The sequence below is a fragment of the Immundisolibacter cernigliae genome (genome assembly GCF_001697225.1).
GTDB lineage: Bacteria > Pseudomonadota > Gammaproteobacteria > Immundisolibacterales > Immundisolibacteraceae > Immundisolibacter > Immundisolibacter cernigliae.
In genome coordinates this window covers 128115-153844 of record NZ_CP014671.1, presented here as the reverse complement: position 1 = coordinate 153844, position 25730 = coordinate 128115, and the positions used below count along the sequence as shown (strand labels likewise).

The following is a 25730-nucleotide window of genomic DNA, read 5'->3' as shown; positions in this document are numbered from 1 at the left end:
CTCCTCCTGATTTTTTGTGGGCCCGGTGGGCTCGCGCACATGATGCCACCCCCGCGTCCGGCATCGGGCGCTTCGCGGACTATTTGTGCAGCCGCAGCGCGCCCCGCGATCAGGCCGGGTCGACGATCTGCACGCCCCGCCAGAAGGCCACGCGGCCGGCAATCTGCGCCGCGGCGGGCTTCGGCTGCGCGTAGTACCACACCGCATCGACGTTGCGCGCACCGTCGACGTTGAGCGAGTAGTAATTCGCCGTTCCTTTCCAGGGGCAAACCGTCGTCGTCACGCTTTGCTCAAGCAATGCGCGGTTCACGGATTCAAGCGGAAAGTAGTGATTCCCCTCCACGACCACGGTGTCGGGCGACTCGGCGATGACCTGTCCGTTCCAGATTGCTTGCATGGCTGTTCATCCGGTGAGGTGAGAAGCTGCTGGAAGCGCTGAATAATCCATCCCCGGTTTCCACCGGGGCAGGCCTGGATTTCTTGAGCGTCCGCCATCAAAAACCCTTGTGGGAGCGCAGCTCTGCTGCGCGATGATCGCCCGGCACAGCCGGGCTCCTACAGTTTCCCGATGGCTCACACAGTCAGCGGCTTGCAACCGCTCCTTAACCCCGCTTGGCCTCGAAGTCGCTGGCGTCGTGCCGTTCCGGCAAGCGTTCCTCTTCCGGCCCCCAGGTCCTGTTGACGCGCCGACCGCGTTGCACGGCCGGACGCGCCCGAATCTCGGTCGCCCAGCGCACGACGTGGGTGTACGAGGCCACATCCAGAAACTCCTGCGCCTCGTAAAGATTGTCCAGCACCAGGCTGCCGTACCAGGCTACGTTGGCCATGTCGGCGATGGTGTACTCGTCGCCACACAGATAGCGCCGCCCGGCGAGGGTGCGATCCAGCACATCGAGCAGGCGCTTTGCTTCCATGGTGAACCGATCGATGCAGTATTCGATCTTCACCGGCGCGTAGGCATAAAAGTGTCCAAAGCCGCCGCCCACGTAAGGCGCGCTGCCGATCTGCCAGAACAGCCACGACATGCATTCGGCCCGTGCAGACGGCGCCCTGGGCAAGAAGGCGTCGAACTTCTCGGCCAGATAAACCAGAATGGCCCCGGATTCGAACACCCGCGTCGGCGGAGATGCGCCGCGATCCACCAGGGCCGGAATCTTGGAATTGGGATTCACGGCCACGAAACCACTGCCGAACTGATCGCCTTCCATGATGTTGATCAGGTGCGCGTCGTATTCGGCCCCTTGCTTGCCCAGCGCCAGCAGTTCTTCCAGCAGGATCGTGACCTTGACCCCGTTCGGGGTTGCCAGCGAATACAGCTGCAGCGGATGCTTGCCGACGGGCAATTCCTTGTCATGCGTGGCGCCGGAAATCGGCCGGTTGATGTTGGCGAATCTTCCCTCGCCGCCGGCTTTCCATTTCCAGACCTTGGGCGGAACGTAAACTGACGAGTCGGTCATGATTGGATACTCCTGATTTCGAATGAGCCATCGGAAAAAACTGTAGGAGCCCGGCTATGCCGGGCGATCATCGCGCAGCACAGCTGCGCTTGTATGTTGTGTCTCGACAGGCCAGAAGGCCAGAAAGGGCTGGTTGGGCTGGAGGGACGAGCTTCGCATCTGGCCTTGGGCACAGACCGAGGAGAAATCGTCCCACCCGTTTCGCCTCTGCGCCGATGGGGAATCCATCGGCCGTGCGGACCGACGATCTTGGCAAGCCAGCGCCACGGTGATCCCCGACGAGCATACTCAACCCTAGTCGGGAGCTCTCGACATGGCAATACCACGTCAACCCATGGTGTTCGCAGCAAGGCCGAGTTGGTGATCGCCACGCCGGGCGAGGTGGTCCAGGTGCTGGCCGCAGCATCGATCACTGGCTGGCCACCCTGGCCGGTCCCTGCTGGTGCATGTCGCCATGGGTAGCGAACGTGCGCGCCCAACCGCGCGCCATCGTCGAGCGCATCTTGCGCAAGCACGGCTACACCCACCCGACCAACAGGAAAAAGCAGCTCGGACCGTGCTCGAACAGGCGGCGCGGTTGTCAGAGCAATGGGCAACGGCGCGAAACGGAATCGGGCCGCTGCTGAGGCACAGGCCTGGCGGTTAGAACAGGTTCCTTTGGCCCAGCCACCGCAGATTCCCGGGCCCGTGCCGGCATCGATTCCGATCTCATGCCGTAAGCTTTCACGCCGCTCGCGGGACGGCGAATGTACCTTCTGGAGCCTCTTCCATGTCCATCGATACCCTGTACGCCACCCCGGTCAATGACTATCCGCGCACCGCGGACGTGGAGCGTCCGGAGCCGGCTGGCGCCGAGCGTGCGGCGCTGGAGGCCCGCATCCGCGAGTTGCTCAAGGCGCAGGACGCCGTGCTGGTGGCGCATTACTACGTCGAGGACGCGCTGCAGGCGCTGGCCGAATCCAGCGGCGGCTACGTGTCCGACTCGCTCGACATGGCGCGCTTCGGCCACGAGCACCCGGCCTCGACGTTGATCGTCGCCGGCGTGCGCTTCATGGGTGAGACGGCCAAGATCCTGAACCCGGAGAAGCGCGTGCTGATGCCGGAGCTGGAGGCCACCTGCTCGCTGGACCTGGGCTGCCCGATAGACCGCTTTGCGGCTTTCTGCGACCAGCACCCGGACCGCACGGTGGTGGTGTACGCCAACACCTCGGCGGCGGTGAAGGCGCGGGCAGACTGGATGGTGACCTCGTCCTGCGCGGCGGACATCGTGGCGCACCTGCGCGATCAGGGGCAAAAGATCCTGTGGGCGCCGGACAAGCACCTGGGTGCCTATATCAAAGAGCAGACCGGCGCCGACATGCTGCTGTGGGACGGCGCCTGCATCGTGCACGAGGAATTCAAGGGCGCCGAGCTGGAGGCGCTGCGCCGCGAACACCCGCGCGCCAAGGTGTTGGCGCACCCGGAATCGCCGGCCAGCGTCGTCGCCCAGGCCGACGTGGTCGGTTCCACCAGTCGCATGGTGCAGGCGGTTCGCGACATGGACGCCGACGAGTTCATCGTCGCCACCGACCGCGGCATCTTCCACAAGATGCGCCAGCTGGCGCCGGGCAAGCGGCTGATCGAGGCGCCCACCGCCGGCAAGAGCGCCACCTGCCGCAGCTGCGCGCACTGTCCGTGGATGGCCATGAACAGCCTGACCGCGTTGCTGCATGCGCTGGAAACCGGCGCCGGGGAGATTCACGTCGATCCGGTCATCGGCGCGCGCGCCCGGATACCGATCGAGCGGATGCTGGACTTCACCCGCCGGCAGAAGCTCCAGACCGCGGGCGACGCCTGAGGGCGATATCCCGGCGAGACCTCGCAGCGACGATCGTGTGGCGAGCGGGGCGCGGCGGACGGTCGAGTAAACTTGCGCCCGCTGCGCCATCGTGCGCGCCGGCCGCCGCTCACGGTCGATTCACACGCCATCGGTACCGCCATGGAACACGACACCACGGATTTCGGCTTCAGCGAAGTGCCGGTCGCCGACAAGGCGCGGCGGGTGCGCGAGGTGTTCGACTCGGTGGCGCCGCGCTATGACCTGATGAACGATCTGATGTCGCTGGGCCTGCACCGGCTGTGGAAGCGCTTTGCGGTGGAACTGGCCGCCGTGCGGCGCGGCGAGCGGGTGCTCGATCTGGCCGGCGGCACCGGTGATCTGACGCGCCAGCTGGCGCCCCAGGTGGGGTCGACCGGTCGCGTGCTGCTGGCGGACATCAACGGCGCCATGCTGGCGCGCGGCCGCGACCGGCTGCTGGATGCCGGCATTGCCGGTAACGTGGACTACCTGCAGGTGGATGCCGAGCGGCTGCCGCTGGCGGATGGCAGCCTCGATTGCGTGGTCATCGGTTTTGGCCTGCGCAACGTCACCGACAAGCAGGCCGCGCTGACCGAAATGCAGCGCGTGCTAAAGCCCGGCGGGCGGGCGCTGGTGCTGGAGTTCTCGCAGCCCGTGCTGGCGCCGCTCAAGCCCCTGTATGACGCCTACAGCTTCAAGGTGCTGCCGCGCATCGGCCGGCTGGTGGCTGGCGACGCTGACAGTTACCGCTATCTGGCCGAATCCATCCGCCGCCACCCCGACCAGGACACGCTGCTGGGCATGCTGCATGCGGCCGGCTTCAGCCGCTGCCAGTATTTCAACCTCACCGGCGGCATCGTGGCCGTGCATCGGGGCTATCGACTGTGACGGACGAGCGGGCGAGCACCGGCACAGGCCTGCCGCTGGCGGCGCTGGAAATCGCCCTGAACCGGCTGCTGGCGCTGGACCCGCTGACGCTGGAACGGCTGGCGGCGCTGGACGGGCGTGTGATCCGGCTCGAAGTGCCGGCGCTGGGCTTGCAGTTCACGTTTGCGCCCCATGCCAACGGTCTGCAGTGGCTGTCGCCCGCGCCAGAGACAGTCGACGCGCACATCAGCGGCAGCCTGGCCGGTCTGCTGCGCGCCCAGGCCGGCGGCGGTCTGGAGGGCCTGCAAATAGAAGGTGACAAGCATCTGGCCAGTGCCTTCGCCAGCGCGCTGCGCGAGGCGCGCATCGACTGGCCGGAGCTGCTCGCGCCCTGGTTGGGCGACGTGGCCACGCAGCGTGGCGTGCAGGCGCTCGAATCGCTGGCCGGCGCGCTGGCCGAGGGCGCCGATTCGCTGCTGCGCAGTGGCGCCGAGTTCCTGCAGTACGAGCGCCCGGTGCTGGTCAGCGCTGCCGAGTGGGGCAGCTTCAAGGCCGAAGTGCGTGAACTTCACGAGGCGGTCGGCGCGCTGGAACGACGCATCGCCTTGCTCGCCCTGCGCCAGCAATGACCAGCCTGCCGGGCCTGCTGCGCCTGTGGTGGGTGCTGTTCGTGCTGGCGCGCGCCGGCGGCGACGAGATCATCCTGGGTCACCCGCGCCTGCCGGGCGGGCGCCTGCTGCTGCGCCTGCTGCCCTGGCGCTGGCGTGCGCGCCCGCCACGCGGCGTGCGCCTGCGCGAGGCGCTTGAAAAGCTCGGGCCGATCTTCGTCAAGTTCGGGCAGATTCTGTCCACCCGGCGCGACCTGTTGCCGCCGGACATTGCCGACGAGCTGGTGCGCCTGCAGGATCAGGTACCGCCGTTTCCGGGCGATCAGGCGCGCCGGCTGATCGAAACCGCTTACGGCCAGCCGCTGAGCACGGTGCTGGCCGAATTCGACGACGTGCCACTGGCGTCGGCCTCGATCGCCCAGGTGCATGCCGGGCGCCTGCCGGACGGGCGCGAAATCGTCATCAAGGTGGTGCGGCCGGGCATCGCACCACGCATCCGGCGCGATATCCGCCTGCTGTACATGCTGGCCCGGTTCGCGCACCGGGTGGTGCGCGAGACGCGCCGCCTGCGCCCGGTGGAAGTGGTGCGCGAGTTCGAGTTGACGCTGCTCGACGAACTCGACCTGATGCGCGAAGCCGGCAACGCCAGCCAGCTGCGCCGCCACTGGCTGGACTCGCCCGACCTGTACGTGCCGGAGGTGTACTGGGACTACGTGCGCCCGAACGTGATGATGATGGAGCGCATCCGCGGCATCGGCATCGACAACATCGTCGCCATGCACGCCGCCGGCGTGGACTTCCAGCGCCTGGCCGAGCGCGGCGTGGAGATCTTTTTCCGGCAGGTGTTCGAGCACAATTTCTTTCATGCCGACATGCACGCCGGCAACATCTTCGTCGGCCCGAACGAGCAATACATTGCGGTCGATTTCGGCATCGTCGGCAGCCTGCGCCCGGAAGACCAACGCTACCTGGCCGAGAACTTCGTGGCCTTCTTCAACCGCGACTACGCCACCGTGGCCAAGGCCCACCTGCGCGCCGGCTGGGTGCCGGCCGACCTGCGGGTCGATCAGTTCGAGGGCGCCATTCGCGCCGTGTGCGAGCCGATCTTCGACAAGCCACTGAAGGACATTTCCTTCGGCGTGCTGCTGCTGCGGCTGTTCCAGGTGGCACGGCGTTTCGACATGCAGGTGCAGCCGCAGCTGGTGCTCTTGCAGAAAACCTTGCTCAATATCGAGGGCTTGGGCCGGCGTCTTTATCCGGAGCTTGATCTTTGGCGCACCGCCAAGCCGTTTCTGGAGCGCTGGATGGCCGAGCGCATCGGCTGGCGGGCACTGCGCAACACCCTGCGCGAGGAGGCGCCGCTGTGGGCGGAAACCCTGCCGCGGGTGCCGAATCTCATTTACGGCGCGCTTGAGCAGGCGCAGCGGCCCAAGCTGTCGCCGCCGGCGCCGCGAAGGCGCTGGCCGGGACGGCTCGAACTGGTGCTGGGCGGCGCGGGGCTGACCGCCGCGGGGGGCTGGGTCTGGCAGCTTGCCGGCTTCGCTCAGCCGGTGTGGTTGGGAATACCGGCCCTGGCGTGGCCGCTCGGCCTGCTGACGATCGTCTTGTTGTGGCCGCGGCGGGGTTAGTCGCACTGACTAAATCTTCGCCCACTGATCTGGCGGTAGGACTACTAGGAATTCTTTGGCGGACTCATGCTTCAAAATCCCCGAATTTTCTAAGTGTCTGAAATACTTAAAAACAGCGATTTGATCTCCGTCCGGGACTTGGGGCTGAATTTCGAATACTTTTTTTAGCCAATCCAAGCAATCATCAGTATCAACCCAATACGGCATAGATGGGTCTGGACAGTCGTCCGCTTGCGTTATATATGCCAAAACTGCCGATTGCCATACTTCTCGTGGCGCCCTGAAAGATCGTTCCCACGGAACAGAGCTGGTTAATTTTCTGAATTGGGTATCATTCAGTCCAAGCCGGCGGCGATTTAAAGCCAGCTTTTCCCTGTATGGCATGTTTTTGTATTTTTCGAATTCTTCTTCTCGCTGGCGCCTTTTTTCCTCTTCAGCCGCGATCTCTTTTAAATGATCTTGGCGAGAATTCTCTGATAACTTTTCTAATTCAGGGTGGTATAGCCAACGGGCGGAATAGGCCCCAGAGAAAAGCAGGTCGGACAAAGATGCGAACGTGAATGACCCCTTTAGACGTTCGGCGTCAATTTCAAAAGTGGGAATTTTATGGTGATATATTTTTTCCAGTTTTTCTTCATCCACGAAGTGGGTTACAGCGATTTCCACGAGGTACGGCTGTCCTGCCACGGTTGCAATTAAATCGGGGCGAATATCTGTCAGCCAAGCTTCGAGAGCGACGGTTTCTGGTTTTACTAACTGCTCGGTAAAAATTGTGTCAAAGCTCGCCTCTTTCTTGTAAGGGTTCGAATATCGTATGACGGGTAACCGCAGTTCTCTCCGGGTGGCTATTAGCTGTTTGGCGGCTAGGTGGACAGCAGTCTCGAGAGCATGGGCACAATCTTGCCCGGGTTCATGCGCAAAGTGGGGGGTCCGTGCACGCTGTCGAGCGATTAAGGGTCGTTTGCATGCTGGACAGACACACCCACAGGTCTTCCCATTTGGTACTTGTAGTGGCTCAAAGAGTCGATCTCCTACTTGCCCAAATGGAACCCTAAGAGTTGGCATGTGTATCGGGTTGGGAAAGAGCGGGGAGGCCCTTTCCCGACTTTGACTCTATTACGCCACAGCGGCGTAAATGTCGCTCGGCGCCAGCGTGTCTTCGAAAATGGCGCGGCGGATGTCTTCCAGTTCATCTTCGCCGAGCGGGTACATGAACTGCTCGTTGCGCTCGCGCACGTCCAGGTACCGCATCTCACGGGCCAGATTGACCGTCTCGTCCCAGGGCAGGGCCTGCGCCGGATCGAAGCTGGCCGCCAGTTCCTTGATTTCTTCCGGGCCGTGGAAGATTTCGTCCTCGACCACGGTTTTTTCCAGCTTGGCGGCCAGGCGCAGGAACTCGTCGTTGCCCGGCAGGTTGCTCATGCACCAGTGCCAGCCGACCGAGCCGCCTTCGCCCTGCGTCATCAGCAGGCGCGAGGTCCACTTCGGCAGCGTGTTGTAGATCTTCATCCACAGCGTGATGAAGCGGTGATGCTCCGGCCACTTGCGCGCCACGATGTCGCCCGAGGCGCCGTGAAAGCCGGCACCCTGGCCGGTGAACTCGACGTTCAGGTAATGGAAGGAATCGCTTTCAGGCGGCTCCTTGCCCTTGCCCAGCGTCAGGTCCAGCAGGTTCATGTAGGCCCGGTAGTGGTCCAGTTCCTCCTTCATGATGCCGGCGAAGCGGTCGGCCTCGCGCACCCCGATGCCGGTGCCCAGCGCCAGGCGCGCCCGGTCGGCGTACATGTTGGTGGCGCCATACTCGCGCGCGGCCTGGATGACCACCCAGTTGATGTCGCGCTCGCGGTTGCGCTTTGCCATGTAGGCATTGACCACGTGCTGCTGGGCCGAGGCACCCTGCGACATGATGTGCAGGGTCTGGCGGGTGATTTCGGCGGCGGTAGGCTGCTTGGCCATGGTGTTCTCCTCCGGGGAGTTTTATCGGTTGACTTGAGCGTCCGGCTGCCATCGCCAGGGCTGCCCCGGCGATGGCATGCAGGGTTGTTTACAGCTCGCCGGCGCGCACCTTGGCGCACAGCTCGGCCCAGCCCTTGCCGGCCTTGACGGCGCCTTCAAGGTAGTTGGCCGGGGCGGTCAGGTACGGCGGACGGCAGGGGCCGGCCTTCATCCAGCCGCTGGCGTTGATGCGCGCCTTGTCGAGCTGGATGTTGTAGCGCGAGAACTCCGGGAAACCACCCGGCGGCATCAGATGGCCCATGACTGGCGCAGCGGCGCCCCATACGCGCAGCGCGGTGCTCCAGTCGCCGGTCTTGACGGCTTCCTTTACGGTGTCGCGGATGCGGATGGTCATCTCCGGTCCACCGTTGGCGCAGGGCGACCAGAAGGCGGTGTGGAACTCCGGATCGATGCGCGCGGCGTCCAGGTGATCGAACTCGATCGGCAGGAAACGGATGCGCTTTTTGGTCACCGCCGTGTGTATGGACAGCTGGCCAATGTGGATGTACTTACAGGTTATGACCTGCGGAATTTCCGCCACGCCGGCCCAGAACGGGGTCGGGAACTGGAACTTGAACGCCTCCGGGTTGGCGTACACGCAGATCGCCATTTCCGGCACCGCCTCGGCCACGTCGCGGTAGAAGCGCACCGCGTTGGGCACGTCGCACACCTGCCACATGGGCAGGCCGAGCATGGTGCCGTCGGCGCCGATGTCGCGCGCGTGCTTCAGCTGCTTGATGGTGTCGCGGGTGTTCAGCGTGGTCACGCCGACGAAGATGGGCTTGCGGCCGCGGGCGGTCTCGACCATCACCGACATCATCTTTTTCTTTTCTTCCCAGGTGATGGTGGCGCCTTCGCCGAAGGTGCCCTGGGCCATGATGGCGTCGACGCCGCCCACGATCAGGCCGTCGACGGCCTTGGCAACCTCGTCATAGTCGATGCTGTCCTCGCAGCGCCAGTCCTCGGCGTTGTCCACGGCCGGGGTGGGGATGATGGCCCAGGCGCCGTGAACGTCGTTCACGGTCAGGCGGTCGCGTCTTGGCATGGCAGGCTCCTCGAAAATGGGTGACAGTTGACCCCGTAGCTTATAGCCCCAGCCCACCGACCGACCAGTCAGGCGGGCCTTTCAATGGAAAAAAGCGATGTTCAAGAGCGTATTCGACAGGGTCTGGGCCTTCGACTGCGAATGGGTGCCCGATCCGGCCGCCGGGCGGGCGCTGTACAAGCTGCCGGCCGCCATGCCGGACCGCGAGGTGATGGAACACATGTGGCAGCAGGCCGGCGCCAGCGACGAGGACCCGATGCCGTTCCTGAAGACCATCGTCTGCCGGGTGGTGTCGATTGCCGCCGTGACGCGCCAGCGTCGGCGCGACGGCAGTGTGCAACTGCATCTGCTGTCGTTGCCAAAGGACGTGAGTGATGCCGCACAGGCGGCGGAAGGGCACGTGATCGGCACTTTCCTGGACGCCGTCGGCGAGCACAAGCCGCAGCTGGTCGGTTTCAACTCGATAGCCGCCGACATGAAGATCCTGCTGCAGCGGGCGGTGGTCAACGGCCTGTCGGCAGCGGATTTTTGCCACCGCCCGGACAAGCCTTGGGAGGGCGTGGACTACTTTGCCCGCGGCGATGCGCATGTCGACATCAAGGACATCCTGGGCGGCTGGGGCAAGGCCACACCATCGCTGCACGAACTGGCCACGCTGTCCGGCATTCCCGGCAAGTTGGACGTGGACGGCAACGCCGTGGCCAGCCTGTGGCTGGACGGCCAGCTCGATCGCATCGTCGCCTACAACGAGTGCGATGCGCTGACCACGTATCTGGTGTGGCTGCGCCTGGCGCATCTGGGCGGCCACTTCGACGACCGCGCCTATGCGCAGGAGCAACAGCGCGTGCGCGATCTGCTACAGGCGCAGATCGCCCAGGGCCGCGCGCACCTCGCCGCGTTTCTGGAGGCCTGGCAGGTGCTGTCCAGCCGACTGTAGGCAGGTCACCTTAACGCCGCCGCGTGGCACTATGGTCTGCGTGGCCGCGCGCCGAAGCGGCCAGCCCCGGTGGTGGCGGCGCCGACATAGAAACGAACGTTCATGAATAGGAGGTTGCCGATGCGCATCGAACGGGCGGTTCCGATCGATTACGACCTGCTCATCCAGCCAGACCGGGTACACAGCGCGCTGTATACGGACCCGGTCATCTTCGACGAGGAGATGGAAAAGATCTTCCACCACGGCTGGGTGTTCGTCGGCCACGACAGCGAGATTCCCAATCCCGGCGACTACGTCACCCGGCAGATCGGCCAGCAGCCGGTCATCATGTCGCGCGGCAAGGACGGGCGCGTGCACGTCGTTCGCAACCGCTGTGCCCATCGTGGCAACAAGGTCTGCGCACGCGACGCCGGCAACGAAAAGGTGTTCGCCTGCCCGTACCACGGCTGGGTGTTCGATCTGGACGGCAGCCTGCTGGACACGCCGCAGGCCGACGGCTACGGCCCGGATTTCGACAAGTCCGCCCACGGCATGGCGCCGGCGGCGCAGGTGGAGGTGTATCGCGGCTTCGTGTTCGCCAGCCTGAACCACTCGCGCATGACGCTGGCCGAGCACCTCGGTCGCGCCACCGACTTGCTGGACCGCTGCGCCGACCTGTCGCCGCAAGGCGAGTTGCAACTGACCGCCGGCTGGCTGAAACACCGGTTCAAGGCCAACTGGAAGATGCTGCCGGAGAACGATTGCGACGGGTATCACGTCGATTTCACACACTCGTCGTTCATGTCCGCCACCGACTCGCAGGCCATCGACCTTATCCAGGGCGGCGGCGAGCCGGTCGTGCGGGACTGGGGCAACGGGCACATGGAAATCGACTTTGGCGTCGCGTACCGCAAGCGCGGCATTCCGTTCGAGTGGTTCGGCCGGGTGCCGGCGTCGAAATTGCCGGACTACGTCACGGCCATGGAGGCCCGCTACGGAAAGGAAAAATCCCACGAGATGTTCTGTGGTGGCCCGCCGCACGCCATCATCTTCCCGAATCTTTTTCTGGGCGAACTGAATGTCGTCTTTTACTACCCGGTAAGCCCCGGCGAGTGCGTGCAGCTGTATACGCCGATGCTGCTAAAGGGCGCGCCGGAAATGAACCGGCGCGCCATCCACCAGACCGAGGGCGCCGTGGGGCCGGGCTCGTTCCTGATTCCGGAGGATGTGGTCATCGCCGAGCGCAATCAGGCCGGCCTGGCGGCGCAGCAGCCCGAATGGATGGACCTCAGTCGGGGTCTGCATCGGGAATACCAGGAAGACGGCCTGACCGTCTCGCACATGTCGGATGAGACCGTGAACCGGTCCTTTTACCGGCGTTACAAGGCGGCCATGCAGCGCGATCTGCGCGCCGCGACCTGAGCCGGACCACCCACTGGCGACACGCCCCATCCGGGGTCCGCCATTTGCTGCCGCGTCATCCAGGATCGAACCGATGGTTTCAGACCCGCTGCTGAGGCAGATCAGCGACTTCATTCATCACGAAGCACGCCTGTGTGACGAGTCCCGTTACGCCGAATGGGAGGCCCTGTGGACCGAGGATGGCCATTACTGGGTGCCGCGTTCCGACGGCCTGGATCCGGAAAAGCAGGTGTCGCACATCAACGACAACCGACGCCGCATTCATACCCGGATCGCACAGTTGCTCACCGGCACCCGGCACAGTCAGACGCCGCCTTCACCCATGCGCCGGGTCGTGTCGGGCATTGTGGTGGAGGCCATCGACGGCAACGACTACGTCGTCGGCTCGAACTTCATCCTGCTGGAACTGGCCATCCAGTCGACGCGGGACGTACACGTCTGGGGCGGACGCATCACCCATCGCCTGCGCCAAGCCGGGGACGGCTGGCTGATGGCGGCCAAGAAAGTGGTGCTGGTCGATGGCGACGAGCCGATCCCGAACATTTCGTTCCTGATCTGATCGTGACGCCAGCCAGAACGCAGCCATGACGGCACAACTGCTCAGTTTTGCCGCCGCCGGCGGAGTCACGCTGGCCGCCGAGACCTGGGGCGACCCGGCCAACCCGCCGGTGATTCTGCTGCACGGTGGCGGCCAGACCCGCCACTCATGGCAGGGCACGGCCCGCGTGCTGGCGCAGCGCGGCTGGTACGTGTTGGCGGTAGACCAGCGTGGTCACGGCCAGAGTGACTGGGCACACGACGGTCACTACAGCTTCGACGACTACGTGCAGGACTTTCGTGGCGTGGTCGCCACGCTGGCGCGTCCGCCGGTGCTGGTCGGCGCGTCGCTGGGCGGATTGGTCGGACTGCTCAGCGAGGGCGAGCGGCAGGGCGAATTCCTGCGCGCGCTGGTGCTGGTGGATATCGTGCCGCGCATCGAACGGCGCGGCGAGGGACAGGTTCGCAACTTCATGGCCGGCAATCCGCGCGGCTTTGCCTCGCTCGACGAAGCGGCGGATGCCGTCGCCAGCTACCTGCCGCACCGTCCGCGACCCGACGACGTGTCCGGCCTGGAGCGCAACCTTCGCTTGCGCGACGGCCGCTACTACTGGCACTGGGACACGCGGATGATGCAGTCCTTCGCCAAGGGTGCGTCGGTGCGGGAACGTCTGGAAGCGAGCGCCCGCGCGTTGACGGTGCCGACCTTGCTGATCCGCGGCCAGATCAGCGATGTTGTCAGCCCCGAAGGCGCCCGCGAATTCCTGGCCACCGTGCCCCATGCACAGTTTGTGGAAGTGCCCGGCGCCGGCCACATGGTGGCCGGCGACAGCAACGACGTGTTCACCGAGGCCGTGCTCGGTTTCCTGTCGGGCCTGTAGACGCTGGATAAATCAAAACCCGGTCGGTCACCCGCACGACCTACGACCATCACGAGGAGTCCGCCATGATCCTGCCGCGCGATTTCGTGCGCCGCTGCGCCACCAGCTACCCGGACAAGGTCGCCTTCGTCGACGGCGCGCTGCGCCGCACCTGGGGCCAGATGCACGAGCGCTCGGACCGCCTCGCCTCGGCGCTGCAGGCCATGGGCGTAGGCAAGGGCGATGTGGTTGCGATCCTCGCCCACGACCACGTCGAGGTGCTGGAGCACTGGTTCGCCTGCATCAAGATCGGCGCCGTGCGGGTGGGCGTGAACTGGCGCTACGCGCCGCGCGAGATGCTGCACCTGATCCACGACTGCGCGGCCAAGGTGCTGATCGTGCAGGACAACTGCCTGCCGCTGCTGGGCGAGCACCTGGACACCATCCGCGCTGCCGGCGTGCGCCTGGTGGGCCTGCGCGGCGGACACGGCCTGGAAATCGACTACGAGAAGCTGCTTGCCGGCCACAACGCACGGCCGACACTGCCGGCACTCACCGACGACGACATCATCGGCATCAGCTACACGTCCGGCACCACCGGCCTGCCCAAGGGCGCGCTGTGGACGCAGCGCAGCGTGCGCGAATGCCTGCTGCACACCAACCTGCAGATCGGCCTGCGCCACGAGGACGTGTTCCTGTCGCCGGGCTCGACGGCCGGTGTCGGCATCGTGCTGAACTCGTTTGGCCTCGTGAACGGCATGCGCATGGTGTTGCCGGGTGGCGATTTTTCCGCCGTCGGCTGGCTGGAGCTGCTGCAGGCCGAGCGCGCCACCACGTCCATCCTGATGCCGACCCTGCTGCAGCGCGTGCTGGAGCTGTACAAGGCCGGCCACTACGACGCCTCCTCGCTGCGCCAGATCGTCTACGGCTCCGAACCGACCCGCCCGCCGGTGATCCGCGACTGGCACGCCACCTTCGGCGGCGAAATCATGCAGATCTATGGCCTGACCGAATCCACCGGCGGCTGGCTGTCGTTCCTGCGGCACGAGGATCACCTGCGGGCCTTCGCCGGTGAGCCGCAGTTGCTGACCTCCTGCGGCAAGCCGGCGCTGCATGTCGATTTGTCGATTCGCGACGCCGACGGCAGGGCGCTGCCGACCGGCGAAGTGGGCGAACTGTGGGCACTCACCGACACCAACATCGCCGGATATCTGAACCGCCCGGAGGAAAACGCGGAGCTGTTCGGTCACGACGAGCACGGCGCCTGGCTGCGCTGCAACGATCTGGGCAAGATGGACGAACGCGGCTATTACTACCTCACCGACCGCAAGAAATTCATGATCATCTCCGGCGCCTTCAACGTGTTCCCGGTGGTGGTCGAAAACGTGCTGGCGGAGCACGCCGCCATCCGCGAATGCGCCGTCGTGGGCGCTCCGCACCCCGAATGGGGCGAGGCGGTGGTGGCCGTGGTTTCGCTGCGGGACGGCGCCACCGCGACGCCGCAGGAGCTCATCGACTTTTGCCGCGGCAAGGTCGGCAAGTGGGAAGTGCCCAAATACGTGCAGATCGTGCCCGACCTGCCCAAGGGCGGCACCCACAAGATCGCCAAGCATCAGCTACGCGAAGGGTTTCGCCAGCATCCGGACACCCTGCCCTGGGGCAGAGAAGCGGGATAAGCGTCCGGGCCACCACTTGTCGGGGCGGCCTTCGGGAACCGCTCAGGGTCGGCCTACGGCCTGTACGTACATCAGCTCGCAGCTGCCGTCGCCAGTGTCGTCACGGCGAAGCGAGCTGCGCCACTGCCAGCCGTCGTTGGCGCGCAGCTCCACCAGATAGCCACGCAGCGCAATGGTCTGGCCGGCATCGACGCGGCGCAGGTCACGCGCCACGGCGGCGTCGGCCGGGATCAGGTGCACGTTGGCGCTCGAGGTTTCGATTTCTCGCACCGGCAGCGGCGGCTCGCCTTGATAGCTCCAGAAGTACCAGCGCCCGCCCTGGCTGATGTCGAGCCGCTTGATCACCGCCGGTTCCGTCATGCGCCCCCAGCCGAGGGCCAAATCGAACGGCGCCAGGACGGCTGTTCGCCCCAGCCGATAGCGCGTGCTCGACAGTACGCGTCCGCTGACCGCGTACTGGGCAAGCGCACGGGCGGGAATGCCGTTCAGCAAGAACTGCGGTCCGGAGCGCAGATCCTGCTGAACCGGTGCCTGCGTGAACTCGGCCGCAGGCAGATCGACCAGCGGCGGCGGGCTTTCCACCGCCGGTGCATGCACGGGCCACCAGTGCCAGGCCAGCGTCACCAACAGCAGGACCAGCAGCAGGCGTTTCATGACTGCGCCGCCATGGCCTGCGCGCGGGCGCCGATGCGCGCGTGCAGTTGCCGCAGGCCGTCGTTCAGTGCGACCGGGCCGGGCGACAGGATGTCGGGCGACTTGATCTGGAACATCTGGCGCTACGGACCAGTCCGTTCAGCCGGCCACCGCAACGCCGCGCGTCACGTACACCAGCGGCTTGGGGCCGTTCAGATAGCTCGACTCGATTTGCGTCGGCACGAAGCCGCCGGCGCTGAGCATGGCCCGCACGTCGCGGTTCAGGTGACAGCCGCCGGCGATGGGCTTCCACCACGGCGTCAGTCGGTCCTGCCAGCGCTGCACCGGCGCCTCGGGCGCGCGGCCATGCTCGCAGAACAGCAGCCTGCCGCCTGGCTTGAGCACACGCCGCATCTCCCGCAGCGCCGTCACCGGATCGGGAATGGTGCACAGCGTGAAGGTGCAGACCACGGTGTCGTAGCTGGCATCGGGCGCCGGAATCTGCTCCGCGGACAAGGCGATCAGCTCCACCTCAAGCCCGGCTGCCTTGGCGCGCCTTTTCGCCTTGCCGTGCATCTGGCCGGCCGGGTCAAGACCCTGCAGCGAGCTGACCCGCGCCGGATCGTAGAACGGCAGGTTGCGCCCGGTGCCGATGCCGATTTCCAGCACCGCGCCGGCGGCCTGCGGCAGCAACAGCGCGCGCAGCGCCTGGAAATCCTTCAGGCCGCAGCCGGCGTCGATCAGCAGCGGCATCAGGTAACGGTCGTAGAGGTTCACCGCAGACTCCGGATGAACGCAGGCGGGTCAGCCCGCGCAGGATGGGTGGATGTCGTCAGACCGTAACCCATCGTCACTCACCCCGTGTATACATGGTGCCCCCCAACCTCTCGCAGAAGTCCGACACCACCGCGGCGCGTCCCAAGCGCGCCGCCAGCGGGTGGTGATTCAGGGGTATGCGGGCAGGGCGGTGCCTTCAGGGGGTGTCGTAAAGCCAGTGTTTGAGCAGCGCCGTCAGACGCGGCATGAGCAGGTAACTGAGCACCACGACCTGCACGATCGACAGCACCGCCACGCGCACTGCCAACGGCAGCTGGTGCAACACCTCACCGAACAGCCCATTCAGGATCATCCCCAGGAAGAACACCGCCAGGGTGATGACCAGCGTCATCTTGTGCCGGTGTGGCACGGCCTCGGCCGGCACCTCCGGCAGCGAGAACCAGAATTCGAGGCCGGATACCTTCTGTATGCGTTCCTCGCCGTCGGTCAGATCCGCCAGGCGTTGCAGAAAACCGGCCCGCTCGGCGGACTGCTCCCAGTTCTGCTGATGTTGCAGGCTGTCGAAGCGGTCCACCAGCACGTAATCGGCCTGCCCGCCGGGCACGGGTCTTAGCACCGCCACACCCAGGTGGCCCGGGTAGCGGGAGACGGCGGCGATGATCTGCCGGACCCAGGATTCGTATGCCTGTTCCTTGCCCGGCCGCACGCGCCGGGCGATGCTGACCGTGACCGGTTCGTGATTTGTGATTGCCATGAAAAACCGTTTTCCAACAGTTAATTAAACAACCATTTGGTACCTCAAAGAGGCGCCCGGCCAGCTTACTTTGCAGTGCGGAAAACGGCAAGCACGAATTCGCGGTTCCCGGCGTTCAGAACCACGGTCGTTCCCGAGCAGCCACGCAGGGCCTAACAGGCGCTGCGCCGTGTGGTGGTTGATCCGAGCGGCCCACGCGGGGAGGCCCCATCCCGTCGCCCTGAGGAGCGCAGCGACGTGAGGGCCTTGCCTTTATGGGTTGCGTCGGCAGTGCCGGCCGGCAGGCAAGGCAAGGTTGCCACGGCCGCTGCGCGGCCTCGCAACGACGCCGGGGTTATGGGGCGAGGGAGAGACGGTAGCTGAGTGTGTGAAGAATCCCGGATTTCGCTGCGCTGCATCCGGGCTACGCGTGCTATCTCGAACCCAAAACTAGGCCAACCGTCCGCACGACGCGCCCCACGCGGGGAGGCCACACCCCCGTCGCCCTGAGGAGCGTAGCGACGTGAGGGCCTTGCCTTTATTGCGTTGCGTCGGCGCTGCCCGCATGCAGGCAAGGCAAGGTTGCCGCGGCCGCTGTGCGGCCTCGCAACTGTGCGACCTCGCAACGACGCCGGGGGTATGGGGCGAGGGGGAGGGCGAGACAGCTCAAGAATCCCGGATTTCGCTGCGCTGCATCCGGGCTACGCTTGCTGAGCGCGCTGACGTCTGAGCTCAGGCCCGCGGCCCGTCAGGGCCGTCGTGCCTGCCGCGAATGGTTATGCGGCATCGAGATTGAGACGCTGCACACCAGACAGCTTGACCGTTTTCCTGGCCACCCAAAGGTCATAAGCGTCCTGCATGGCAAGCCAGCTCTCAGGGGAGCGGCCGAGCACCTTCGAGAGACGCAGCGCCATTTCCGGGCTAACACCACTCTGCTGCTTCAGTATCCGATTAAGGGTGGAAGCAGCCACATCAAGGTGTTCGGCAAGAGACCGGCAGCTGACCCCAAAAGGCTCCATGTACGTCGCCAGGATGAACTCGCCGGGATGGGGAGGATTGTGCATTGCCATTAGTGGTAGTCCTCGTAATTGACGATATAGACATTGCCGTCCGTGAACTCGAACGTGACGCGCCAGTTCCCGTTGACCGTAATTGACCAAAGCCCCTTGCGATCGCCTTTCAGCGGGTGCAGGCGGTAGCCGGGGATGTTCATGTCTTCTATGACTGTAGCGGTATCCAAAGCGGCCAGCTGCATACGCAGTTTATTGGCATGTGCCGCCTGAATACCGCGAGTAGAGCCGGAGTTAAAAAACTCCTCCAGCCCCTTATGCTTGAGTGACTTGATCATGCCGCCCAGTGTAGCGCGTGGCGCAACACGGTCAAGGCTGGAGTAGTCGCATCCGGCCGAAGGTCGGCCACGCCCGGTGGCGCAAAGCACTGTACATGCCGGCCATGGTGGCCACCGCGCGCACGGCCTGGAGCCGGGCGCTCAAGCAGCGTCTGGCCGTCGCTGGCAAGCCGCCGCTGCTGATCCTGGGCGCCATGATGCGAAAGCTGCTGTGTGTGGCCTATGGCGTGCGCAAGTCCGGGCGGCCGTTCCATTCCAGCTTGCACTCGATGGCCGGATAACAGTATCTACCCGGCCCTAAAGAATCCCGGATTTCGCTGCGCTGCATCCAGGCTACGCTTGCTGCCACGGCCCCAAAACCAGGCCAATCGTTCGCACGACGCGTCCCACGCGGGGAGCCCCCACCCCGTCGCCCTGAGGAGCGCAGCGACGTGAGGGCCTTGCCTTTATGCGTTGCGTCGGCAGCGCCGGCGGGTAGGCAAGGCAAGGCAAGGTTGCCACGGCCGCTGCGCGGCCTCGCAACGACGCTGGGGTATGGGGCGATGGGGAGACGATAGCCGAGTGTGTGAAGAATCCCGGATTTCGCTGCGCTGCATCCGGGCTACGCTTGCTTCGCGAGTGCTACTGCGACATTGGCCATATTCATGAGCACCCTGTTATTGGATGTTGGCGGACCGAGTGTAGCCAGTGCGTCATGACTTGCGCGTCAAGATTTCGTGCCGCATAACGTTTGAGGTAAGCCGCGCGTGGAGGGTGTAGCCCGGAGCGCGTCGGCTTGACCGAATGGTTAGGCCTCTTACGCGAACACACTTGTAATCGCTCCATACAAGGCAAGCAAGACGCCAAAAGCCTGAACCTTGAAGCCACCAACTGCGACCTCTGCGACCTTTGCAGATAGGGCGGAAAGCTGATCGCGGGTTGCCGTAAGGTGCGACCCGTGTTCGGAGAGCTTCAAGGTAAAGCGAGACTCTACCGCAAGAAGCTCCTTGCGAAGCGAGACCTGTGCTTCTTGGAGCGCGAGCTCTAATTGGGCGACTCTTTCTTCAAGAGAGGTCGGGTTGCGACGAGCGGTGACCGAGGCGGTGCCGCCCGCTGACGCGCCGCCGGTGCCAACGAACGCGAATGTGCGAGTTTCACGGCGCAGCGGGAACTCCCGAAGCCATTGGAGGAGTGTGGCGACAAGCGAACGTTCGCGAAAGATTCCGAGGTTCTGATCGAGGGAGTACAGAATGAGTATTCCGCCCAGAACCTGAAGTGACATGCCCACGAGCTTGTTGACCAATACGTGGTTCGTGTCGAAGTGCGCCAGCGCGATAGCGTGGGCAGCAGCCACTGGCGCTAGGGCTATGACTGGCCACGCACGGAGAAACCATTGCGGGAGTTGACGCCAGACGATCATTGGAGACCTAACGTTTGAGCTCAGGCCGCCGCCCGTGAGGGCGGTCGCGCCTGCAGCGAATTGTTATGTGACATTCACTCTATTTATTTCAAGGCACTTGGACAGAAGCCGGGAAGACTGCTCAAAGTTATCTTGCTGTCCTCGCATTTCATACGCCCACTTCAAGCCATGGAAAAGATTATTACGGTATCTATAAACAACTATCAGTGAGGCCGTAAGCCTCTCTGGCAGAGCCGCGCCGCCACTTAGAAAGGCGGCCCGAATGCGTTCTGGTTGATCTGGTGCCCGCAAGTTCAAAGCATCGAACCGGTGGTTTGTAGCTCCACCCTCAACGTATCTGGATTGGAAATAGACAAAGGCCGGATCTACCCAAGATGCTTGAATTGAGCCTTGCCGCTCCCATAAGGAGACCTGCTCGGAGATCCTCGCTGCAGAAGCATTGGTTCCCAAAGCCTGGGCCTCAAAGAGAGTCCAAAGCAATGTAAAAGACGTTATTGCCTGAACTTCAGGCACAGACAGGTTGTGAAATCCTGGCGCTACATGCTCCATGACTTTCGCATCACACACGACGCCTCCATGTCACATTACATGATATGTACACCAAGTGGCGCATAATCTGGTTCGGTTTATTCGACATAGCATTTAATAACAAAGAGTTGGGACAGTGCGCCGAGTTATACGCCGCAACCTCCGTTTTCGTCATCGCGCCTGCCGGGCCGTCAGCTCAGGTAATTATCCAGCGTCTTGATGATCCGGTACGCCGCGGTCAGGGTCGGCACCGGCACGCCCAGTTCCAGGCCTTTGTCGATCAGCGGTTTGATGATCCAGTCGACTTCGGTTTTCTTGCCGCGGCGCACGTCCTCGTGCATGGAGGTGGTGCCGCGGTAGCCCTGGGCCTGCATGCCGCGGCCGAGTTCCATCATCATGTCGACGGCGGCTTCGAAGTCTTCCACGGCGTCCAGTTCCTTGAGCTTGGAGACTGGCGCGTAGAAGTTTTGCGGCGCGTAGCCCATGGCCTTGTAGACGGCCAGCGCGTCGCGGCTGACCTGCACGTAATGGGCGGCGCCTTCGCGCACCACCAGGCCGTCCGGGTAGTACAGGTCCTTGCCGCCGGCAAGGCAGCTCACGGACCAGGCCGCCGCGCCGCAGATCTGGGTGAGTTTTTCCCACAGCACCTGCTTGATGTTGGTGACGGCCTTGGTCCCCATGCCGGCGCGGTTGAAGGCGTCGGCGAGGGCCTCGACGCGCGGCGTGAGCGTGCCGTCCATCTCGCCGACGTAGTTGGTGGTGGGGATGGTCAGGCCGTTGTGCACGTGGCCGGGTTCGACCATGTGGCCGGCCTCGATGGTGGAGAAGCCGATCACGCGCTTGGGGTCGCCCAGCCAGCGGGCGAGGATGTCTTCCTTGACCACGTTGTTCTGGAAGGACAGGGCGGTCTTGATGCGATCGCGCAGGCAATCGGCGCCTTTCAGCGCCGCGTCGGTGTCCTTGCCCTTGACGCCCAGGATCAGGTAGTCGAACTCACCCTGCGCGTCCTTCGGATCGGCCACCGCGGTCAGCGGCTCGCGGATGATGTGCTCGCCGCGAATGCCGGTCAGCTTGAGGCCGTTCTTGCGGATGGCATCGGCGTGCGCCGGGCGGGCGATCAAGGTCACTTCCTCGCCGGCCAGGGCCAGCGCGGCGCCGAATACCGAGCCCAAGCCGCCCGCGCCCAAGATGCAAACTCGCATTGCTGTCTCCCGTGTGTGATGTGGTGGCGCGCGCGGCGCCGGGTTCCGTGTGTCGTCAGCCGGCCGGGTCGTCGCCGATCAGCTGGCGGCTCAGGTTCTGGCTGAACTCGCGCAGCACCTGTTCGGTTTTCTTGCGCACCACCGGCTGGCCGAATTCGCCGATCTTGCCCAGGATGTGCGTGTCGCTGTGCAGGTAAAGCTCGCTGCCGCCGTCGGCGTGCGCGGTGACGATCAGCGTGGCGCGGCTTTTGATCTGCCCCGGCACGCGCCGGTCCTTGGCTTCGCCCAGAAAGCGCAGCGTGCGGGATGCGGCATCCAGCAGTTCCACCGTAACCAGGCCGCCCAGCTCCAGCGAAATAGGCCCGACCTTGATGCGCAGGGCGCCGACGTAACGGTCGGCATCTTCGCGCTCGACGCGCACCACGCCAGGGATGCACAGGGCCACGGTTTCGATGTTCTCGATGGCGGCCCAGACGGTCTCGACCGGGGCGGGTAGGGCGTGTCTGAACTCGAATTCCATGTCATGTCCGGTTTGGGTCGGGTGCGGTGTGGATCAGGCGGGGCGGGCGCGGGCGGCGGCTTCGGACAGCGCCCGGCGCGTGAACACGACCGCCATGTCGCGCTTGTAGGCGGCGCTGCCGCGCAGGTCGTCGAGCGGGTCGACGGCATCGCGGGCGAGCTGCGCGGCGTCGGCAATGGCCTGTGGTGTGGGCTGCTGGCCGACCAGCGCCGCGCCGACCGCCTCGGCCAGAACCGGAATCGGCGCCGCGGAGCCGATGCCGACCCGCGCCCGCGCCACGCGGCCGTCGCCGTCCAGGCACAGCAGTGCGGACACCGACACGGCGGCGTAGTCGTCGGCGCTGCGCGGCAGAAACTTCTGATACGACCAGCCGGCGCCGGCGGGCAGGGCAGGGGCGGTGATCTCGGTCAGCACTTCTTCCGGCGCCAGCGCCGTGGTGTAGAAGTCCTCGAAAAAATCGTCCGCCGCCACTTGCCGGGTGCCGCTGGCCGAGCGCAGGTGCATGGTCGCGCCCAGCACCCGCCACACGGCTGGTGCATCCATGGCCGGGTCGGCGTGTGCCAGCCCGCCGCCGACCGTGGCCGACATGCGGATGCGCACGGTGGCCACATGGCCGTAGGCGGCGGCCAGCAGCGGCGCGGCCTGTTGCAGCGCGGCGTCGGTTTCCATGCGCCGGTGGCGCACGCTGGCACCGGCGCGGATGCCGTTGCCGTCAATCGTCAGGGTGTCCAGATCCGGCACGCGCTGCAGGCTGACCAGCACCGCCGGCTGCACGAGCTCCTGTTTCATCAGGTTCAGCAGGCCGGTGCCGCCGGCCAGCAGCTTGGCATCGCTGCCGTACTGCGCCAGCAGCGCGCAGACCTCGTCCAGGCTGTCCGGGGCCTTGAAGTCGAAGGCCCTCACGCGGCGCCCCCGGCGGCGGCCTTCACCGAGCGCACGATGCCGTAGTAGCCGGTGCAGCGGCACAGGTTGCTCATCATCCAGGCCTTGATGGCGTCCTCGCTGGGGTTCGGGTCGTGTTCCAGCAGCGTCTGCGCGGCCATCAGCTGACCGGGCGTGCAGATGCCGCACTGGAAACCGCCGTGCTCGATGAAGGCGCGCTGGATGGGCTTGAGTTCCGCGCGGTCGGCGAGGCCCTCGACGGTGGTCAGCTCGGTGCCGTTGGCCATGGCGGCCAGCGTCAGGCAGGAACTCACCAGCCGGTCATCGAGGCGCACCGTGCAGGCGCCGCACACGCCCACGCTGCAACCTTCCTTGGTGCCGGTCAGGCCGACGTCGTAGCGCAGGAAGTCCACCAGTAGGCGGTTGGCGGGCACCTCGCCCTGCCAGGGCGCGCCGTTTATGCGCAATGACAGGGTTACCGTGGGGTCGGACATGGGCCTCCTCCTTGCTGATCGTTTGGTCGGCGGTGGGCCATGATAATGTCCCAAGCCGCTGCCCGGCAGGCCTGCCGCACGATTAAAAGGAGGAACAGTTCCATGGCGCACAAATTCGTCGGCCAGCGCACCTCGCGCATGGAAGGGCCGGACAAGGTTACCGGTGCCGCCCGTTACGCTGCCGATTACGTCCTGCCCGGCATGGCCTGGGGGCGCATCCTGCGCAGTCCGTATCCGCACGCGCGCATCGTGCGCATCGACACCGCCGCGGCGCGGGCGCTGCCGGGCGTGTATGCCGTGGTCACCGGCAAGGATTTTCCCTACTACGCCGGGCGCGCCATTCGCGACCACGCCGTGCTGGCGGTGGGCACGGTGCGCTTCGTCGGCGACCGGGTGGCGGCGGTGGCCGCGCAAACGCGCGACATCGCCGAGCAGGCGCTGTCGCTGATCGAGGTGGAGTACGAGGAACTGCCGGCGGTGTTCGACGTGGACACGGCGCTGGCGCCCGGCGCGCCGCGGGTGCATGAGCAGCCCAAGTCCTACGCCGGCGCCTTCACCCACCCGCAGGAGCCGGATCTGCCCAACGTATGCGCCTATATGCGCTGGCAGCATGGGGAACTGGACGCCGGTTTCGCTGCCGCCGACCGGGTGTTCGAGCACACCTTTCGCACCCCGACCGAGCACCACGGCTACATCGAGCCGCACGCCGTGCTGGCGCGGGTGGATACCGATGGCCGGGCCGAGGTGTGGGCGTCCAACAAGAGCCCGTACATGCTGCGGGCGCAGCTGGCGGCCTGCTTTGGCGTGGAGCCGGCCACGATCAAGCTGCACAACCTGCACATCGGCGGCGATTTCGGCGGCAAGGGTTCGCAGATGGAGGCGCCGGTGGCCTATCTGCTTGCCCGCGAGGCCGGGCGGCCGGTCAAGCTGGTGATGAGCTACACCGAAGAACTGATGGCCGCCAACGCGCGCCACGCCGCGCGCATCGACATCAAGACCGGTGTGCGCAGCGACGGCACCATCACCGCCATGCAGGTAGACCTCAAATTCAACGGCGGGGCCTACGGCGCCTACAAGCCGCTGCCGAGCCTGAACCTGCACGGCGCCGACCAGGCGGCCAGCTGCTACCGGGTGCCGGCCATCGACATCCACAGCACGGTCGTCTACACCAACACCATTCCCGGCGGTCACATGCGCAGCCCCGGCTGCCCGCAGACCATGTTCGCGGTCGAGGCGCAGTTCGACCTGATCGCCAGGGCGCTGGGCATGGACCCGGCGGCGTTTCGACTCAAGAACGTCCTGCGCGAGGGCGATGCCTCGCCGACCGGCGTGCAGTGGCCGACCGTGCGCGCGGCCGAAACGCTGCAAGCGGCCCTGCGCGAGTCCGGCTACCACGAACGCCGCGGCAAGGAACCGAATGTCGGCTTTGGCATTGCCATGTACGAGCGCGGCGTGGTCGGCGGCGATTCGAGCTGCCGGATCGAGCTGGCCACCGACGGAAAAATCACGGTGCTGTTGCCGATCGGCGATCCGGGGCAGGGCACGTTTACCGCCGTGCAGCAGTTCGTGGCCGAGGCGCTCGGCATGCCGCCGGCGCAGGTCGGCATCCGCATTGCCGACACCGACGGGCTGCCGTTCGACTTTGGCGTCGGCGGCTGCCGCACCACCTACGCCATCGGCCAGACCGTCATGAACGCCGTCGCCGCGCTGCGCGAGAAGCTGGCGCCGATCGCCGCCGCGGCGCTGGGCTGCGATGCGCAGGCGCTCACGTGGCAGCGCGGCCGCGCCATCGGTAACGGCCGCGACATCGATCTCGTCGACCTGGCCGCCCGCGCCGACGGTCCGCTGGCGGCGCAGGTGTACGAAAAACTCGGCCTGTTTCCGGACAACGCGGACACCAACTTCACCGCCCAGGTGGCGGAAGTGGAGGTCGACGCCGAGACCGGGCAGGTGCGCGTGCGGCGCATCACCAGCGCCCACGACGTGGGCACCATAGTCAATCCGGAGGCGCACCAGGGCCAGATCGAGGGCGGCACGCTGATGGGCCTGGGCTTCGCGCTGATGTCCGAACACCGCATGGAAGACGGCCAGCCGCTGGCGCTGCACCTGGGTGACTACAAGATTCCCTGCATCGCGGACATTCCGCAGCTCAAAACCGTGCTGCTGGAACGCGCCGAAGGGCCGGGGCCGTTCAACTGCGGACCGATCGCCGAGGCGGCCAACGTGCCGGCGCCGGCCGCCATTGCCAACGCCGTGGCCGATGCCATTGGCGCGCCGATCATGCAACTGCCGGTCAGCGCCGAGCGTGTTTACGGATTGCTGCAAGCCACCCGCCGCCCGCAAGCGGCCTGAACAGGAGCGCCGAA

25 protein-coding genes and 1 pseudogene are annotated in these 25730 nt (G+C 65.4%); 11 read left to right on the top strand and 15 right to left on the bottom strand.

Going from position 1 to position 25730, the window contains the following annotated elements:
* Positions 1-109: 109 nt before the first annotated feature.
* Positions 110-397 (bottom strand): DUF427 domain-containing protein, encoded by a 288-nt coding sequence (locus PG2T_RS00775; RefSeq protein ID WP_068802384.1) that lies wholly within the window; start codon positions 395-397, stop codon positions 110-112.
* Positions 398-602: 205 nt separating this feature from the next.
* The gene (gene yghU / locus PG2T_RS00770; RefSeq protein ID WP_068802383.1) at positions 603-1457 is read right to left on the bottom strand and encodes a glutathione-dependent disulfide-bond oxidoreductase; all 855 of its coding nucleotides are present in this window, start codon (positions 1455-1457) and stop codon (positions 603-605) included.
* Positions 1458-2226: 769 nt separating this feature from the next.
* Here yghU and nadA point away from each other — a divergent pair.
* From nadA to ubiB, 4 genes are all read left to right on the top strand, one after another.
* Entirely contained in the window at positions 2227-3294 is a 1068-nt protein-coding gene (nadA, locus tag PG2T_RS00765; protein WP_083214673.1) for a quinolinate synthase NadA, read from the top strand.
* Positions 3295-3435: 141 nt separating this feature from the next.
* Positions 3436-4182, top strand: a complete 747-nt coding sequence (gene ubiE / locus PG2T_RS00760) for a bifunctional demethylmenaquinone methyltransferase/2-methoxy-6-polyprenyl-1,4-benzoquinol methylase UbiE (protein WP_068807485.1) — start codon at positions 3436-3438, stop codon at positions 4180-4182.
* Complete coding sequence (locus PG2T_RS00755) at positions 4179-4790, top strand: ubiquinone biosynthesis accessory factor UbiJ (protein ID WP_068802382.1); 612 nt, start codon at positions 4179-4181, stop codon at positions 4788-4790. Before ubiE ends, PG2T_RS00755 begins: the two co-directional genes overlap by 4 nt.
* A complete protein-coding gene (gene ubiB / locus PG2T_RS00750; protein WP_068802381.1) occupies positions 4787-6397 on the top strand; it encodes a ubiquinone biosynthesis regulatory protein kinase UbiB in 1611 nt (536 codons plus the stop codon). Before PG2T_RS00755 ends, ubiB begins: the two co-directional genes overlap by 4 nt.
* Positions 6398-6406: 9 nt before the next feature.
* On the opposite strand, the gene PG2T_RS16535 is transcribed toward ubiB, so the two are convergent.
* The 3 genes from PG2T_RS16535 to PG2T_RS00740 all read right to left on the bottom strand — a co-directional run bounded on the left by PG2T_RS16535 (position 6407) and on the right by PG2T_RS00740 (position 9437).
* Positions 6407-7063: a hypothetical protein gene (locus PG2T_RS16535; protein ID WP_236953275.1), complete on the bottom strand. Its 657-nt coding sequence runs from the start codon at positions 7061-7063 to the stop codon at positions 6407-6409.
* Positions 7064-7513: 450 nt separating this feature from the next.
* Positions 7514-8353, bottom strand: coding sequence for a hypothetical protein (locus tag PG2T_RS00745; protein ID WP_068802380.1), 840 nt, complete (start codon positions 8351-8353; stop codon positions 7514-7516).
* Between the two features lie 88 nt (positions 8354-8441).
* A complete protein-coding gene (locus PG2T_RS00740; protein ID WP_068802379.1) occupies positions 8442-9437 on the bottom strand; it encodes a dihydrodipicolinate synthase family protein in 996 nt (331 codons plus the stop codon).
* A 97-nt stretch (positions 9438-9534) separates the two neighbouring features.
* On the opposite strand from PG2T_RS00740, the gene PG2T_RS00735 reads away from it, so the two are divergent.
* The 5 genes from PG2T_RS00735 to PG2T_RS00715 all read left to right on the top strand — a co-directional run bounded on the left by PG2T_RS00735 (position 9535) and on the right by PG2T_RS00715 (position 14848).
* Positions 9535-10374, top strand: a complete 840-nt coding sequence (locus tag PG2T_RS00735) for a 3'-5' exonuclease (protein WP_068802378.1) — start codon at positions 9535-9537, stop codon at positions 10372-10374.
* A gap of 120 nt (positions 10375-10494) precedes the next feature.
* Positions 10495-11775, top strand: coding sequence for an aromatic ring-hydroxylating oxygenase subunit alpha (locus tag PG2T_RS00730; RefSeq protein ID WP_068802377.1), 1281 nt, complete (start codon positions 10495-10497; stop codon positions 11773-11775).
* 73 nt (positions 11776-11848) lie between these two features.
* Positions 11849-12334: an aromatic-ring-hydroxylating dioxygenase subunit beta gene (locus tag PG2T_RS00725; RefSeq protein ID WP_068802376.1), complete on the top strand. Its 486-nt coding sequence runs from the start codon at positions 11849-11851 to the stop codon at positions 12332-12334.
* Positions 12335-12359: 25 nt separating this feature from the next.
* Positions 12360-13193, top strand: a complete 834-nt coding sequence (locus PG2T_RS00720; RefSeq protein WP_068802375.1) for an alpha/beta fold hydrolase — start codon at positions 12360-12362, stop codon at positions 13191-13193.
* A 65-nt stretch (positions 13194-13258) separates the two neighbouring features.
* The gene (locus PG2T_RS00715) at positions 13259-14848 is read left to right on the top strand and encodes a class I adenylate-forming enzyme family protein (protein ID WP_068802374.1); all 1590 of its coding nucleotides are present in this window, start codon (positions 13259-13261) and stop codon (positions 14846-14848) included.
* Between the two features lie 42 nt (positions 14849-14890).
* On the opposite strand, the gene PG2T_RS00710 is transcribed toward PG2T_RS00715, so the two are convergent.
* The 5 genes from PG2T_RS00710 to PG2T_RS00690 form a co-directional block, all read right to left on the bottom strand.
* Complete coding sequence (locus PG2T_RS00710; protein WP_068802373.1) at positions 14891-15502, bottom strand: hypothetical protein; 612 nt, start codon at positions 15500-15502, stop codon at positions 14891-14893.
* Between the two features lie 138 nt (positions 15503-15640).
* Positions 15641-16258: a class I SAM-dependent methyltransferase gene (locus PG2T_RS00705; protein ID WP_068802372.1), complete on the bottom strand. Its 618-nt coding sequence runs from the start codon at positions 16256-16258 to the stop codon at positions 15641-15643.
* A gap of 196 nt (positions 16259-16454) precedes the next feature.
* A complete protein-coding gene (locus PG2T_RS00700) occupies positions 16455-17012 on the bottom strand; it encodes an antibiotic biosynthesis monooxygenase (protein WP_068802371.1) in 558 nt (185 codons plus the stop codon).
* A gap of 755 nt (positions 17013-17767) precedes the next feature.
* Entirely contained in the window at positions 17768-18061 is a 294-nt protein-coding gene (locus PG2T_RS00695; RefSeq protein WP_068802370.1) for a HigA family addiction module antitoxin, read from the bottom strand.
* On the bottom strand, positions 18061-18339 hold the full coding sequence (locus PG2T_RS00690) for a type II toxin-antitoxin system RelE/ParE family toxin (RefSeq protein WP_068802369.1): 279 nt from the start codon (positions 18337-18339) through the stop codon (positions 18061-18063). The genes PG2T_RS00695 and PG2T_RS00690 overlap by 1 nt, the downstream gene beginning before the upstream one ends.
* Positions 18340-18398: 59 nt before the next feature.
* Between PG2T_RS00690 and PG2T_RS00685 the strand changes: the two are divergent.
* Positions 18399-18620: pseudogene (locus PG2T_RS00685) on the top strand (IS110 family transposase); the annotation flags it as partial.
* A gap of 515 nt (positions 18621-19135) precedes the next feature.
* Here PG2T_RS00685 and PG2T_RS00680 read toward each other — a convergent pair.
* From PG2T_RS00680 to PG2T_RS00660, 5 genes are all read right to left on the bottom strand, one after another.
* Positions 19136-19738: a hypothetical protein gene (locus PG2T_RS00680; RefSeq protein ID WP_068802368.1), complete on the bottom strand. Its 603-nt coding sequence runs from the start codon at positions 19736-19738 to the stop codon at positions 19136-19138.
* A 719-nt stretch (positions 19739-20457) separates the two neighbouring features.
* On the bottom strand, positions 20458-21468 hold the full coding sequence (locus PG2T_RS00675) for a ketopantoate reductase family protein (RefSeq protein WP_068802367.1): 1011 nt from the start codon (positions 21466-21468) through the stop codon (positions 20458-20460).
* A 55-nt stretch (positions 21469-21523) separates the two neighbouring features.
* Positions 21524-21988 (bottom strand): CoxG family protein, encoded by a 465-nt coding sequence (locus PG2T_RS00670; RefSeq protein ID WP_068802366.1) that lies wholly within the window; start codon positions 21986-21988, stop codon positions 21524-21526.
* A gap of 33 nt (positions 21989-22021) precedes the next feature.
* Complete coding sequence (locus PG2T_RS00665; RefSeq protein WP_068802365.1) at positions 22022-22891, bottom strand: FAD binding domain-containing protein; 870 nt, start codon at positions 22889-22891, stop codon at positions 22022-22024.
* Entirely contained in the window at positions 22888-23364 is a 477-nt protein-coding gene (locus PG2T_RS00660; RefSeq protein ID WP_068802364.1) for a (2Fe-2S)-binding protein, read from the bottom strand. The genes PG2T_RS00665 and PG2T_RS00660 overlap by 4 nt, the downstream gene beginning before the upstream one ends.
* Positions 23365-23466: 102 nt before the next feature.
* Here PG2T_RS00660 and PG2T_RS00655 point away from each other — a divergent pair, with 102 nt between their 5' ends.
* Complete coding sequence (locus PG2T_RS00655; RefSeq protein ID WP_068802363.1) at positions 23467-25716, top strand: xanthine dehydrogenase family protein molybdopterin-binding subunit; 2250 nt, start codon at positions 23467-23469, stop codon at positions 25714-25716.
* Positions 25717-25730: the final 14 nt, after the last annotated feature.

What these genes read in the sequence shown, in the direction of transcription:
- PG2T_RS00655 (WP_068802363.1), top strand. Translation starts at nt 23,467, where the DNA reads ATGGCGCACAAATTCGTCGGCCAGCGCACCTCGCGCATGGAAGGGCCG.
- PG2T_RS00675 (WP_068802367.1), bottom strand. Translation starts at nt 21,468, where the DNA reads ATGCGAGTTTGCATCTTGGGCGCGGGCGGCTTGGGCTCGGTATTCGGC.
- PG2T_RS00695 (WP_068802370.1), bottom strand. Translation starts at nt 18,061, where the DNA reads ATGGCAATGCACAATCCTCCCCATCCCGGCGAGTTCATCCTGGCGACG.
- PG2T_RS00720 (WP_068802375.1), top strand. Translation starts at nt 12,360, where the DNA reads ATGACGGCACAACTGCTCAGTTTTGCCGCCGCCGGCGGAGTCACGCTG.
- PG2T_RS00680 (WP_068802368.1), bottom strand. Translation starts at nt 19,738, where the DNA reads ATGATCGTCTGGCGTCAACTCCCGCAATGGTTTCTCCGTGCGTGGCCA.
- ubiB (WP_068802381.1), top strand. Translation starts at nt 4,787, where the DNA reads ATGACCAGCCTGCCGGGCCTGCTGCGCCTGTGGTGGGTGCTGTTCGTG.
- PG2T_RS00700 (WP_068802371.1), bottom strand. Translation starts at nt 17,012, where the DNA reads ATGGCAATCACAAATCACGAACCGGTCACGGTCAGCATCGCCCGGCGC.
- PG2T_RS00740 (WP_068802379.1), bottom strand. Translation starts at nt 9,437, where the DNA reads ATGCCAAGACGCGACCGCCTGACCGTGAACGACGTTCACGGCGCCTGG.
- PG2T_RS00775 (WP_068802384.1), bottom strand. Translation starts at nt 397, where the DNA reads ATGCAAGCAATCTGGAACGGACAGGTCATCGCCGAGTCGCCCGACACC.
- PG2T_RS00745 (WP_068802380.1), bottom strand. Translation starts at nt 8,353, where the DNA reads ATGGCCAAGCAGCCTACCGCCGCCGAAATCACCCGCCAGACCCTGCAC.
- PG2T_RS00690 (WP_068802369.1), bottom strand. Translation starts at nt 18,339, where the DNA reads ATGATCAAGTCACTCAAGCATAAGGGGCTGGAGGAGTTTTTTAACTCC.
- ubiE (WP_068807485.1), top strand. Translation starts at nt 3,436, where the DNA reads ATGGAACACGACACCACGGATTTCGGCTTCAGCGAAGTGCCGGTCGCC.
- PG2T_RS00710 (WP_068802373.1), bottom strand. Translation starts at nt 15,502, where the DNA reads ATGAAACGCCTGCTGCTGGTCCTGCTGTTGGTGACGCTGGCCTGGCAC.
- yghU (WP_068802383.1), bottom strand. Translation starts at nt 1,457, where the DNA reads ATGACCGACTCGTCAGTTTACGTTCCGCCCAAGGTCTGGAAATGGAAA.
- PG2T_RS00735 (WP_068802378.1), top strand. Translation starts at nt 9,535, where the DNA reads ATGTTCAAGAGCGTATTCGACAGGGTCTGGGCCTTCGACTGCGAATGG.
- PG2T_RS00715 (WP_068802374.1), top strand. Translation starts at nt 13,259, where the DNA reads ATGATCCTGCCGCGCGATTTCGTGCGCCGCTGCGCCACCAGCTACCCG.
- PG2T_RS00730 (WP_068802377.1), top strand. Translation starts at nt 10,495, where the DNA reads ATGCGCATCGAACGGGCGGTTCCGATCGATTACGACCTGCTCATCCAG.
- nadA (WP_083214673.1), top strand. Translation starts at nt 2,227, where the DNA reads ATGTCCATCGATACCCTGTACGCCACCCCGGTCAATGACTATCCGCGC.
- PG2T_RS00725 (WP_068802376.1), top strand. Translation starts at nt 11,849, where the DNA reads ATGGTTTCAGACCCGCTGCTGAGGCAGATCAGCGACTTCATTCATCAC.
- PG2T_RS00670 (WP_068802366.1), bottom strand. Translation starts at nt 21,988, where the DNA reads ATGGAATTCGAGTTCAGACACGCCCTACCCGCCCCGGTCGAGACCGTC.
- PG2T_RS00660 (WP_068802364.1), bottom strand. Translation starts at nt 23,364, where the DNA reads ATGTCCGACCCCACGGTAACCCTGTCATTGCGCATAAACGGCGCGCCC.